The organism is Bradyrhizobium sp. P5_C11_2, assembly GCF_054049755.1.
In genome coordinates this window covers 1-12,080 of sequence record NZ_JBFULT010000239.1, presented here as the reverse complement: position 1 = coordinate 12,080, position 12,080 = coordinate 1, and the positions used below count along the sequence as shown (strand labels likewise).

Annotated in this window: 11 protein-coding genes; 3 read left to right on the top strand and 8 right to left on the bottom strand. The window is 65.7% G+C overall.

The genetic code is table 11. The features are described 5' to 3' along the window. Positions 1 to 1,105: histidine kinase (locus ACXJL8_RS21675; RefSeq protein WP_456685551.1), on the bottom strand; the 1,105-nt coding region annotated here is incomplete at its 3' end. 189 nt (positions 1,106 to 1,294) lie between these two features. Here ACXJL8_RS21675 and ACXJL8_RS21670 point away from each other — a divergent pair. Beyond that, entirely contained in the window at positions 1,295 to 2,173 is an 879-nt protein-coding gene (locus tag ACXJL8_RS21670) for a DUF2380 domain-containing protein (protein ID WP_456623090.1), read from the top strand. 13 nt (positions 2,174 to 2,186) lie between these two features. On the opposite strand, the gene ACXJL8_RS21665 is transcribed toward ACXJL8_RS21670, so the two are convergent. The 3 genes from ACXJL8_RS21665 to ACXJL8_RS21655 are packed head-to-tail and all read right to left on the bottom strand — an operon-like array spanning position 2,187 to position 5,223. Beyond that, positions 2,187 to 3,218, bottom strand: coding sequence for an L-idonate 5-dehydrogenase (locus ACXJL8_RS21665; RefSeq protein WP_456623089.1), 1,032 nt, complete (start codon positions 3,216 to 3,218; stop codon positions 2,187 to 2,189). A 26-nt stretch (positions 3,219 to 3,244) separates the two neighbouring features. Next, positions 3,245 to 4,012 carry an SDR family oxidoreductase gene (locus ACXJL8_RS21660; protein ID WP_456623088.1) on the bottom strand — a complete coding sequence of 256 codons (768 nt, stop codon included), beginning with the start codon at positions 4,010 to 4,012 and terminating at the stop codon, positions 3,245 to 3,247. Positions 4,013 to 4,023: 11 nt separating this feature from the next. After that, on the bottom strand, positions 4,024 to 5,223 hold the full coding sequence (locus ACXJL8_RS21655) for a mandelate racemase/muconate lactonizing enzyme family protein (protein ID WP_456623087.1): 1,200 nt from the start codon (positions 5,221 to 5,223) through the stop codon (positions 4,024 to 4,026). Positions 5,224 to 5,397: 174 nt separating this feature from the next. On the opposite strand from ACXJL8_RS21655, the gene ACXJL8_RS21650 reads away from it, so the two are divergent. Together ACXJL8_RS21650 and ACXJL8_RS21645 are read left to right on the top strand one after the other, a co-directional pair. Beyond that, complete coding sequence (locus ACXJL8_RS21650; protein ID WP_456623086.1) at positions 5,398 to 6,165, top strand: GntR family transcriptional regulator; 768 nt, start codon at positions 5,398 to 5,400, stop codon at positions 6,163 to 6,165. 24 nt (positions 6,166 to 6,189) lie between these two features. Beyond that, complete coding sequence (locus ACXJL8_RS21645) at positions 6,190 to 7,554, top strand: MFS transporter (protein ID WP_456685550.1); 1,365 nt, start codon at positions 6,190 to 6,192, stop codon at positions 7,552 to 7,554. 8 nt (positions 7,555 to 7,562) lie between these two features. On the opposite strand, the gene ACXJL8_RS21640 is transcribed toward ACXJL8_RS21645, so the two are convergent. The 4 genes from ACXJL8_RS21640 to ACXJL8_RS21625 form a co-directional block, all read right to left on the bottom strand. Further along, entirely contained in the window at positions 7,563 to 8,813 is a 1,251-nt protein-coding gene (locus ACXJL8_RS21640) for an arsenic transporter (protein WP_456623112.1), read from the bottom strand. 34 nt (positions 8,814 to 8,847) lie between these two features. Then, positions 8,848 to 10,131, bottom strand: a complete 1,284-nt coding sequence (locus tag ACXJL8_RS21635) for an MFS transporter (RefSeq protein WP_456623084.1) — start codon at positions 10,129 to 10,131, stop codon at positions 8,848 to 8,850. Between the two features lie 83 nt (positions 10,132 to 10,214). Beyond that, positions 10,215 to 10,655: an EamA family transporter gene (locus ACXJL8_RS21630; protein ID WP_456623083.1), complete on the bottom strand. Its 441-nt coding sequence runs from the start codon at positions 10,653 to 10,655 to the stop codon at positions 10,215 to 10,217. A 90-nt stretch (positions 10,656 to 10,745) separates the two neighbouring features. Then, positions 10,746 to 12,080, bottom strand: a 1,335-nt coding sequence (locus tag ACXJL8_RS21625) for an ATP-binding protein (protein WP_456685549.1), incomplete at its 5' end; no start/stop codon positions are given.

The following is a 12,080-nucleotide window of genomic DNA, read 5'->3' as shown; positions in this document are numbered from 1 at the left end:
CGATGCGGTAGAGGCTCGCGCTGATCGTGGCCGGCAGGGTCTCGAACGTGCCGTCGAAGCGGATCGCAAACCGCGTCTTGCCGCCGCTGCGTCCGTTCCACCCGGCAACGAGACCTTCGAGGCTGGCGACGAGCCCGAGCTCCTCGACATCGGGCGGGCGTAGCCGGAACAGTGCGCCGCGCAGCGTCTCCATCATGCCGGTTGAGGTCCGTGCGATGCCGTCGCATTCGCCGAGCAGGGACGGGCATTCCTGCGCGGCGGTCTGGCGGGCGGAGGAGGCCAGCGCGCGGATGGCTGCCAGCGACTGGCCGAACTCGTCGTGCAGCTCGCGTGCGAGATGGCGGCGCTCCTCGTCCTGGAGCGCGATCAGTTTCCGCGTCAGTTCGGCGCGTTCGGCCAGTGCCGTGTCGAGGCTTTCGGCGAGGTGGTTGAAGACGTCGCGGATGGCCGACAATTCGGCGAGATCGAACGGCGGCAGCCGCGTCGTGAGATCGTTGGCTGCGATCCGCTCCAGGCCCGTGCGGATCATGCGCGTCGGGCGCAGGGCGCGCGCCAGTGCGGCGTAGACCAGGACGCACAGCAGCGGCAGGGCGATCGCCAGCGCGAGCATCAGGCGGCCGGCCTCGTGCCAGGCGTCGGCCGTCTGCACGGCCGGATCGACCGAGACCACGACCTCGCCGAGCTTCGCACCGCGCACGATCACGGGCCGTGCCGCCTCGCGGCCGGGGTCGAACAGGCCGTGATAAAACGCCGCGAAGGCCTGCGGCGGCGGGCTCGCCGGGATAGGTGCGCCACTACAGAAGCGCTGGAGGAAGTCACCATTCGTACCGCGGAACGCCAGACACAGGCCGGGCGTCATCACATAGGCCGAGACAGGGTCGAGGTTCGGAAAGTCCGAGCGCGGGCTCGCCACCCACTGGATCTTGCCCTGTTGGAGCTCCAGCGTCTTGGCCACGATGGCGGCGATATCGTCGATGCGCGCATGGGCCGCGCGATCGGCCGTGATGAGGAAATAGGCGGAGATCGCGGCGAAGCAGGCGGCCGATATGGCGGCTACGCGCAACGTCAGACGGACCTTGAGATCGAATCTCGGGCGGTTCCACATCGGCAGGCACCTGGCGCGAACGGGGTTTGTCGCCTCCGCATTAAACGGCAGAAAGGAAGCGGCGGAAAGCACTGCGCATACCGCGGTGCAACGTCGTGAAATTTTCCCGGCTGTGATCGGGACAGCCGCGGCTGCAGTGTGGGAAGCAGCCCTCCAGACTGCCGCGCAGCTCCATCACACGAGGCCCGCATGCGTCGCACCTGGTTGATCCTCTCAGCCTGTCTCCTTTGTGCCCTCCCGGCAGCCTATTCGCCAGCCGCGGCCGAGGCCATCGGCGTCGCTATCGACGATTTCAGCTATGCCGATACGTCGGACGAGCCGGCCAACCAGACCGCCGCCCACGAGAAGCGGCTGGCGGCGTTCATGGCCGCGCTGCGGCGGGATATCGGCGCGGACCGGCGTTACCGGCTTGCGCCGGACGCACAGGACGGTCCGGCGTTCAAGATCATCGGCGGCATCCAGAAGACGAGCACGCTGGTGCAATGGGCCAAGGTCGCTGTGATCGACGTCGGCGCCAGGAAAGTCGTGATGGACAAGCTCTACACCTTCCGCGGCGACAATGACGAGGCATGGGAGCGTGCCGAGATCTTCGTGTCCCGCGAGGTCATGGCCGCACTCGCGGCGCCTTCGATCGCGCTCGCGGTGTTCGATTTCGAGCTCGATGACAATACCGCGGCGCCCGCGGCCGGGCTGACGGCCTCCGATGCGTCGTACCTCGCCGAGGTCACGGGCGGTGTGCGCGAGCTGCTCGGACAGTCCGGCCGTTACCGCATGGTTGACGTCAGCGTCGCCCGCGATGATGTCGTGACGTCACACGGCCTGCGGGACTGCGGGGGGTGCGACGCCGCCGTTGCCGGCAAGCTCGGCGCCGATCAATCGCTGATCGGCGTGGTCCGGCGCGTGAGCCGAACTGAATACACGGTCGGCTTCCAGGTTCGCGACGCCCGGACCGGCGCCGTTGTCGCACGCGGCGACAGCGGCTTGCGCATGGGGGCCGACTATTCCTGGAAGCGGGGTGCAGTCCGGCTGGTCGGCGATCGTCTTCTCGACGGCGCGGCGCAGCCCTGAGAATTTGACATCCTCAGAAGGTCAACTGCACTTTCATCGACTGCGAGCGGTCGCTGGCGAGCTCGAAGGCGGCGACCGCGTTCTCGAACGGCAGTGTGGCGGTGATCAACGGCTTGACGTCGATCAGGCCTTCGCCCATCAGCCGCACCGCGAGCTCGAATTCGGGGTCGAAGCGGAAGGTGCCGCGGAGCTGCAGCTCCTTGGCGACGATGGTGTTGATCGGCAGATTCATCTCGCCGCCGAGGCCGAGCTGCACCAGCGTCGCGCCGGGCCGCAGCACGTCGAGCGCTGTCCGCAGCGCGGCCTGGTTGCCGGAAGCTTCGAACAGGGTGTCGAACACGCCCTTGCCGGCGCGCCAGGGATCGAGCGCTGTGGCATCGCTCGCGACATTGATGGCGTGCGTGGCGCCGAGTTTCCTGGCGACCGCGAGCGGTGCGTCGGCGACGTCGGTCACTACGATCTCGGACGCGCCGCCGAAGCGCGAGACCAAAATCATCAGCGCGCCGATCGGGCCGCAGCCGGTGATCAGCACGCGCTTGCCCAGGAGGGGGCCGGCCTGCTTGCCGGCATGCAGGCACACGGCGAGCGGTTCGGCGACCGCGGCCTCGGCCAGCGACAGTCTGTCGGCGATCGGCACGGCCTGCGTGGCGTCGATCGTGATGAACTCGCGAAAACCGCCTTGCACATGCGGAAAGCGCATCGCACTGCCGAGGAAGCGCATGTCGAGGCACTGGTTGCGCATGCCTTCCTGGCAATGCAGGCACTGGCCGCACGGCTTGCTCGGATTGACCGCGACGCGGCTGCCGGGCTTCACGCTGGTCACGCCGTCACCGACGGCGGCGACCACGCCTGCGATCTCATGGCCCAGCGCCATCGGTTGCTGGATACGGACGACGCCGAAGCCGCCATGATGGTAGTAGTGCAGGTCGGAGCCGCAGATGCCGCCGTTGGCGATCTTGACGCGGACTTCCCCGGGACCGGGCGCCGCATCGGGGTAGCTGTCGATCCGCAGGTCTTTCGGTGCGTGAATGACGACGGCACGCATGGCTTGCTCCGTTTTTGTGTTCGCAATCACATCGCGGCGATCATGCCGCCGTCGACATAGATGATCTGGCCGTTGACGTAAGTCGAAGCGTCGGAGGCGAGGAAGATCGCGGCGCCGACCAGCTCGTCCGGCCTGCCCCAGCGCTTCGAGGGAATGCGGCCCATCAGCCAAGTGTTGAAATCGGTGTTGTTGACCAGCGCCTCGTTCATGTCGGTCAGCATGTAGCCGGGACCGATTGCGTTGGCCTGGATGCCGTGCTGGGCCCATTCCACCGCCATCGAGCGGGTCAGGTTCTTGATGCCGCCTTTGGCGGCGGTGTAGGGCGCGATGGTGGGACGCGCGAGCTCGCTGCCGAGCGAGCCGATATTGATGATCTTGCCGTGCTTGCGCGGGATCATGCGCTTGGCCGCCTCGCGGCCGATGACGAAGGCGCTGGTGAGGTTGGTCTCGATCACCTTGCGCCATTCGTCGGTGGTGAACTCCACCAGCGGCTTGCGGTGCTGGATGCCGGCATTGTTGACGAGGATGTCGACCGCAATGCCCTTTTTGTCGAAATCGTTGAACGCCGCAACGATCGCAGGCTCGTCGGTGACGTTGAACGCGGCACCTTCGGCCTGATGCCCGGCGGCGCGAAACTCGGCGACGGCCTGCTCGACGCGCTTGGGATCGACGCCGTTGATGATCAGCTTGGCGCCGGCCTTGGCCATGCCCTCGGCAATGGCGCGGCCGAGGCCACGGGAGGAACCGGTCACGAGCGCGGTGTGGCCGGAAAGGTCGAAGAGGGCGGTGCTCATCTCAAAAATCCTCAGACGTTGGAACGGCGCACGGTGAGATCGCTGCGGTCGAATACCGCGGGCAGGAGGTCGACGCCAAGGCCGGGGCCTTCCATCGGGAAGACATAGCCGTCCTTGATCGTTGGCATCGTGGTGACGAGCTCATTGTACCAGCCCTTATAGAAGGCGCGCACCGATTCCTGGATCAGCGTGTTGGGCTGGCTGAACGACATGTGGATGGCGGCGATGAAGCCGATCGGACCGATGCAATCGTGCGGTGCAAACGGGCGGTGATAGGTCTCGGCCATCGCCGCGATCTTGCGACCCTCGGTGAGGCCGCCGGTCCAGCACAGATCCGCCATCACCACATGCATGGCATCGCGATCGAGCATGTCCTTGTAGGGGAAGCGCGAGCCCAGCGTCTCGCTGGCGCAGACCCAGACGTCGGTCGAGCGCGCATATTCGGCCAGCGCCTGCGGCGAGTTCATCCGGATCGGGTCTTCGTACCAGGTCGGCTTGTACGGTTCGAGCGCGCGCGCGATCTGCTTGGCGGTCGGCAGGTTCCACAGCGAGTGGAGCTCGACCATGATCTCCATCTTGTCGCCGACCGCTTTGCGGATCTTCTCGAACGGCTCGATCGCCTGCTTCATCTGCGCGGCGGTGATGTAGAGGCCCTTGTTCTCCTGCGCCGCCGGATCGAACGGCCAGATCTTCATCGCGGAGATTCCGCTCTCCAGAAGGCTCTCGGCCAGCGCATCGGCGTGATTCATGAAGCCGTCGAGATCCTCATAAGGACCTTTGGAAGCGCCGAGATTCCAGTTCGACACCGGGCTGATGTTGGTCGAGCGGACATATTGCGTGCCGGCGCAGGTGTTGTAGATGCGCTGCTTGTCGCGGCAGAGGCCGCCGAGCATCTGGTGCACAGGCTGATTGCAGACCTTGCCGAACAGGTCCCATAGCGCGATGTCGATCGCGGAAGCCGCGCGGTATTCGACGCCGGTCGAGGATTGTGCCATCGGCAGGTTGAGCATGTCGCGATGGATGGCTTCGATGTGCAGCGGATTGCGGCCGAGCAGGCGGCCGGCAAAGGTGTCGTGGATCTGCGCTTCGACCGCGCCCGCGCCATAGAAGGTTTCGCCGAGACCGATCATGCCCGTGTCGGTGTGGACGCGCACCCAGATGACGTTGGAAAATTCCTCGGTGCGCAGCGTCTCGATCGACGTGATCTTCACGGCAACAATCCTCCCATCACAGGCGCCTCGCGCCTTACGTCTCATTTTGCGCTGCAGCATGTTGCAGGTCGCGCCGAAGTCTTACGCCTGCTTGTAATATATCACAACATGTTTTAAGGGTGCCACAAATAGGGCGCCACCCGACAATGAGAGCGCGGCTGACAGGAGGACGACATGGCACGGCGCAAGCGCGCGCTCGAGGTGGTGAGAAACGAGGACGACGGCGAGGGCAAGCCCTCCCGGCGCAACCGGCTCAACTTCTTCGAACTCGCCTATCAGCGAATTGAGGAGCTTCTCGTCCATTGCGAGCTCAAGCCCGGGCAGTTCATGACGATGCTGGAATTGCAGCACATCACCGGCTTCGGGCGCACACCGGTGCATCACGCCGTCAATCGTCTGTCCGCCGACACGCTCATCATGATCCGCCCCCGCCACGGCCTGCACATCGCGCCGATCGATCTGGCCCGCGAGCGCATGCTGCTGGATCTGCGCCGCGACATGGAACGCTTCGTGGTCCGGCTCGCGGCCGATCGCGCCAGCCTGTCGCATCGCAATCAGGCGCTCCATATCGAACGGCTCCTGCGCGAACGCCGCGCCACCCTGACCCTCGACGAATTCAACAGCATTGACCGCCGCATCGACGCGCTGGTGCTGGAAGCGGCGGGGGAGCCCTTTCTGGTGCATACGCTGCGGCCGCTGCACACGCTCTACCGCCGCATCGGCTATATCCACCACCGCTTCATGCCGGGACAGGCCGATCTATCAGGCACGATCGATCGTCATCTGGCGATTCTCACTGCCGTCGCCAATCGCCGCGTCGACGACGCGGTGAAGGCGAGCGATGCACTGATCGACTACATGGGCGAGATGTTCACGGGCATGGAGACGGGGATCGACCCGCGCCTGCTCGATTGCAGCATCGAGCCGCTGCTCGGCGCGTAAAAAGTTTTCAAGAGAGGACCAAACATGTCAACGATGGCCATGCCACAACCGACCGCGAGCGAAGCCGCGGTCCGCTACCTCATCACGAACTACAGTCCCAAAGGTAACAAGGTCGGCTGGCTGATGATGGCTTCGATCCTGGTCGAGGCCTGGGATCTCTATTCGATCGCCTTCGTGCTGATCTTCATCRAGGAGCAATACAATCCCGATCCGCTGATGCTCGGCCTCGCCGCGGCCGGCACACAGGGCGGCGCCCTGATCGGCGCGCTGCTCGGCGGCTGGCTGTCCGACAAGATCGGCCGCCGCGTCATGTTCCTGGTGACGATGGTGCTGTTCATCGTGCTGGCGCTGGCGCAGGCCTTTGTGCCGAACGTCACCTGGCTCATCGTGATCCGATTCCTGCTCGGTATTCCGCTCGGCTCGGATATTTCGACCGGCTACACCTACATCATGGAATCCATGGCCAAGGGCGAGCGCGAGGTCATGGGCAACCGCTGGCAGTTCATGTTCGCAGTCGGCGAAGTGCTGACCATCGGCGTCATCGTGATCTTCCTTCTGATCGACATGCAACACGAGATGCTGTGGCGCGTGACGCTCGGCCTCGGCGCGGTGCCGGCGCTGATCATTCTGATCATGCGGCACGACGTGCCGGAGACGGCGGTGTGGCTGGTGCAGAAGGGACGCTACCGCGAGGCCAAGCAGGTTGCGCGCGAGATGTTCAACGACGATCTGGCCATGCTGCCGGACCACGATGTGAAAGTGCCGAAAGTCAGCACCCGCGCCTTTCTCGCCGACCTCAAGCAGGATCCGATCCGCTGGCGAGCGACTGTCTACGGCTGGATCGCCTGCTTTGCGCAAGGCAGCGAGTTCTCGACCTTTGCGTTCTACCTGCCGGTGCTCTTTGTCATGGTCGGCGTGTCGAGCGTGCTCGGCATCAACCTGGTGACGATGGCGCTGTTCTGCTTCGCCGCTCTGTCCGGCTGGGTCGGCCCGCTCCTGACACCGAAGATCGGCCACCGCGGCATCGCGATCGCCGGCTTCGGCATCGTGCTGGCATCGCTGCTGGTYGCGGCTTTCGCGCTCTACACCGACAACAAGATCCTGCTGCCGTTTGCAGCGGCCGCCATGTTGTGGGGCCATTATTGGGACGCGTCGAACTGCATGACGATCCCGACCATGGTCGCCAAGCCGAAGTACCGCGGCACCGCCAGCGGCTTCGCCTACATGTTCGTGAAGCTGCCGTCGTTCCTGGCGATCTTCCTGTTCCCGACGGTGTTCGCTGCGATCGGGCAGGCGAATGCCACGCTGATGGTCGCGATCTTCCCGATGATCGGATTGCTCGCTGCGATCTTCATCCTGCCGGAAGTCTACGGCTACGAGAACGACTAGTATGCACGCTACCTGATCGCGGCTGCCAAGGCCGCGATCAGGGCGGGCGGCGTCACCAGCATGCCGAGCTTGAGGAACGGCCAGGCGCCGACCTTGATTCTCTCGCGACGGAGCGCGACCAGCCACAGGATGGTGGCGAGCGAACCGGTCACCGACAAATTGGGGCCGAGATCGACTCCGATCAGGATGGCGCTGACGACGGGCGCGGGCAAATGATCGCTGGCGGCAACCGAGCCGGCAACGAGGCCGACCGGTAGATTGTTGGCAATGTTGGTGGCGATTGCGGTGGCGATGCCGGTGCTCCAGGCGGCTTGTGGGACGGATTGCGCTACCGCCTCATGCAGCAGTGTGCTGAGCTGCCCGATCACGCCGGTCTTCACCAGCGCTTCCACCATCACGAAGAGCCCGCCGACCAGCGGCAGCACGCTCCAGGAGACGCCGCGCAGCACCGGCAGCGGCGATTGCCGGCTCAGCAGCAGCACGATCGCGGCGGTCGCCACGCCGCAGATGAAGGTCGGCAGGCCGAGCGGCTTGTCCAGCGCGGAGGCCGTGACCAGCACGACGCCGATCGCCACGATGCCGACGGCTGTCAGTTTTCCGCCGCGGTTCAACTTGGGATGCGGCACTGACCGCGCGATCGTCTCCTCCTTCAGCGCGCGGTGTTGGGTCAGGCGCAGCACGACATAGGTCAGCAGGATCGAGGCCGCCGAGGGCAGGGCGAACAGGCGCAGCCATTCGGTGAGGTGCGGCATCCGCGCGCCGAACACGACGAGATTGGCGGGATTGGAGATCGGCAGCACGAAGCTCGCCGCGTTGGCGATGAAGGCGCAGACGAACAAATAAGGCAGCGGCTTGGCGCCGGCCGCGCGCGTTGCGGCGTAGACGGCGGGCGTCAGCACGATCGCGGTGGCATCGTTGGAGAGCAGCACCGTCACGACAGTGCCGACGAGATAGATCAGCAGGAATAGCCGCTGCGGCGAGCCGCCTGCATATTCCACGGCGAGGGCTGCGAGATAATCGAACAGGCCTTCGAGCCGCGCCAGCTCGGCGATCAGCATCATGCCGATCAGGAAGAGATAGACGTCGATGCCTTTCTCGATGCCGATAAGCGCATCCGGCCATGGCAGGAGGCCGAGCAGCACCAGCGCCGCGGCACCGATCACGGCCCAGATCGCCTCGGGCAGATGAAAGGGACGGGTGATGACGCCTGCGGTCGCAAGCACAATGATGCTCCAGGCCCAGAAGGCGTCATGCGGCACGGTCGGCACGTTCAGTCCTCGAAGTGAAACGGCTTCATTCGGCAGCGATAGCTGATGCGGACGCCGCTGTCTTCCCCCGCGGACGCGGGCCGCCATCTGCGATGTGCCGCGTCTCGGGCAGGGCGAGGAAGCAGATGACGGCGCCGATCGCGGCCACCGCGCCGAGGGTGATGAAAGCCGCGCTGTAGCCCGCGCCGACCACGACCAGCCCCGCCAGTGCCGTCGACAGCGCCGCGCCGATGCTCTGGGCGGTGATGACCGCGCCTTGCGCGATGTTGAAACGGCCGGTATTGCGCATGAGGTCGGCGACGATGACGGGGAAGATCGCGCCGAAGATGCCGGCGCCGACGCCGTCGAGAAGCTGCACGCCGACCAGCCAGAACGGATTGTCGGAGAGCGTATAGAGCGCGCCGCGGACCGGCAGGATCAACAACGCCGCGAGGAAGAAGCGCTTGTGGCCCCAACGGTCGGCCTTCGCGCCGACCAGCATCGCGAACGGCACCATCACCACCTGCGCTGCCACGATGCAGGCCGACATCAGGCTCGTTCCCATGTTCTTGTCCTGGAGCGCGAGCTTTTGMCCGACCAGCGGCAGCATGGCCGCGTTGGAGAGGTGAAACAGCGCCACGCAGATCGCGAAGATAAGCAGGGGGCGGCAGGTCAGGAGGACACCGAGGCCCGAGGGTTGTTCCTGCCGGCTACCCGCATCGGAATTGTGCAGCCCGCGCGCGAGATCGTGGTCGATGGCGCGCCCGGGGATCGCAAGAATGCTGATGAGGCTTGCGACTGCCATGGCGCCGAGAAGGTAGAATACGACGGTCGGGCCGAACCAGTAGGCGGAGAGCCCCGCGAGGCCGGCTGCGACCGCATTGCCGGCGTGATTAAAGGTCTCGTTGCGGCCGATGCGCCGGGTGAAGGCAGCATGGCCGAAGATGCCGAGGGAGACGGCGGCGATTGCGGGCGGAAACACCACGGCCGCGGCCTGCGCGATCCCTTGCGAGATCGCGACCGGGCGAAAGCCCGGAAACAAGGGCAGCGACAACGATGCGAGCGTCACCATGATTGCGGCGAGTGCCATCACCGACCGCTTCGCCCGCGTTGCATCGACCAGCGCGCCGGCCGGCGTCTGCGCCGCGATGCCGGCAATGGTCGCGATCGACATCACGAGGCCGATGCGCGCCTCGTCCCAGTGCTGCTCGGTGAGAAGATAAACGGCGAGATAGGGGCCAAGTCCGTCGCGGACATCGGCGAGAAAAAAGTTCGCCGCATCCAGTGCGCGGCCGGCTCGCGTCGTCTGATCGGGGTCTTGGCTCGACATCGGTTTCTCGATCGAGGCTCAAAGTTGCCCCGGCAGCAACCTTCGTGACGTCCGGTTGGTTCCGCGCGTCACCGGTGAGCTCCTCAAAACTTCACCGCCAGCAGCACCGCGCCGGCGCCGATCATGGCGATGCCGAGCCAGCCCTGCGCGCTCGGGCGCTCGCCGAGAAAGGTGAAGGCGAAGAGGGCGACCAGGACAACGCTGAGCTTGTCGATCGGCGCGACCAGCGTCGCGGGGCCGAGCTTCAGCGCGCGGAAATAACACAGCCAGGACGCGCCGGTTGCAAGCCCCGACAGCACCAGGAACAGCCAGGTTTTCGGCGCGACCGCCGACGGCACGGCGAACTGGCCAGTGAAGAACAACAGCACCGAGAAGGCGAGCAGCACCACGATGGTGCGGATGAAGGTCGCCAGATCCGGATTGATGTTCTCGACGCCGATCTTGGCGAAGATCGCGGTCAGCGCGGCGAAGCAGGCGGACAGCAGCGCCCAGGTCTGCCAGGCGGAGAGGAGGGCGGGTTTCATGGGCTTCCTGATGCGCGCGCGGTTAAGTTGTCGTGATGTGGGTATGGGTCCCGGCCTTCGCCGGGACGACAGCGTTTTTTTGGTGGTCACTCACCGCACCACCGACAGCTTCTCCGTGATCGCCTTGCGCAGGATGCGCGACAGCGACTCCACCGAATACGGCTTCTGGATCAGCTCGAAGCCGCGATGGGCGTTCTCGGCCAGCACGTTGCTGTAGCCGCTGGTGAGCACGACGGGGAGGCCCGGATAGCGCTCGCGGATGATGCCGGCGAGCTCGACGCCGTTCATGCCGGGCATGATGACGTCGGAGAAGACGAGGTCGACGGCGAATTCGTTCTCGCCGAGGATCGCCAGCGCCGCGTTGGCGTTGGCGACGCGGCGGACGACATAGCCGAGATCCTCCAGCAGCTCGGTCGAGAACTGGCCGACATCGTCATTGTCCTCGACCACGAGCACGCGATAGCCGCGCCCGGTGGTTGCGGCCTCGTGGGTCAGCGCCGCGGCTGCCTTCTCCCCGGCAGGGCTCTGCGCCTGCGGCAGATAGATGGTGAAGGTCGCGCCTTTTCCCGGCGCGCTCGCGACCGCGATGTCGCCCTCGGATTGTTTTGCGAAGCCAAAGGCCTGGCTCAGGCCGAGGCCGGTGCCCTTGCCGACCTCCTTGGTGGTGAAGAACGGCTCGAAGATGGCGTCGATGTTTTCCGGCGCGATGCCGCAGCCGGTGTCGGCGACGGAGATCGCGACATAGTCGCCGCCGCGCGCCGATTGCGCGCGCAGGCTCGGAATGCCCTGAACCTTCCGCACCGCGATGGTCAGTCGTCCTTCATCGTTCATCGCGTCGCGGGCGTTGATGGCGAGGTTGATCAGCGCGGTCTCGAATTGCGCGATGTCGGCAACCGTGAAGCAGTCGTCATCGTGKACCTCGACCGCGATCTCGATGCGGCCGCCGACCAGCGGCCGGACCAGTTGCGCGACGCCATCGACCTGGCTGCCGACGTTGAAGATCTGCGGCTTCAAGGGCTGCCGGCGGGCAAAGGCCAGCAGCTGCGCCGTGAGCTTGGAGGCGCGTTCGACGGTCTCGGAGATGGCGTCGACATAGCGGCGGCGGCGCTCCTCCGGCAGCTCGCGCCGGCGCAGGAAGTCGGTGGCCGAGCGGATGATGGTGAGCAGATTGTTGAAGTCGTGCGCGACGCCGCCGGTGAGCTGGCCGATCGCCTCCATCTTCTGCGACTGCCGCAGCGCTTCCTCGCCGCGGCGGCGCTCGGTGATGTCGACCAGCTCCGGCACCGCGCCCGTGATGTTGCCGTGGCGGTCGAGCACGGGACGCATGCCGAAATCGAAATCGCGTTCGCCGACGGGAAGTCGCAGCCGCATTTCCATCCGCACCGCCTCGCCTCCGAGCACGGTGTCGAAGGCGGCGCGCACGAC

What these genes read in the sequence shown, in the direction of transcription:
- ACXJL8_RS21665 (WP_456623089.1), bottom strand. Translation starts at nt 3,218, where the DNA reads ATGCGTGCCGTCGTCATTCACGCACCGAAAGACCTGCGGATCGACAGC.
- ACXJL8_RS21630 (WP_456623083.1), bottom strand. Translation starts at nt 10,655, where the DNA reads ATGAAACCCGCCCTCCTCTCCGCCTGGCAGACCTGGGCGCTGCTGTCC.
- ACXJL8_RS21660 (WP_456623088.1), bottom strand. Translation starts at nt 4,012, where the DNA reads ATGAGCACCGCCCTCTTCGACCTTTCCGGCCACACCGCGCTCGTGACC.
- ACXJL8_RS21670 (WP_456623090.1), top strand. Translation starts at nt 1,295, where the DNA reads ATGCGTCGCACCTGGTTGATCCTCTCAGCCTGTCTCCTTTGTGCCCTC.
- ACXJL8_RS21650 (WP_456623086.1), top strand. Translation starts at nt 5,398, where the DNA reads ATGGCACGGCGCAAGCGCGCGCTCGAGGTGGTGAGAAACGAGGACGAC.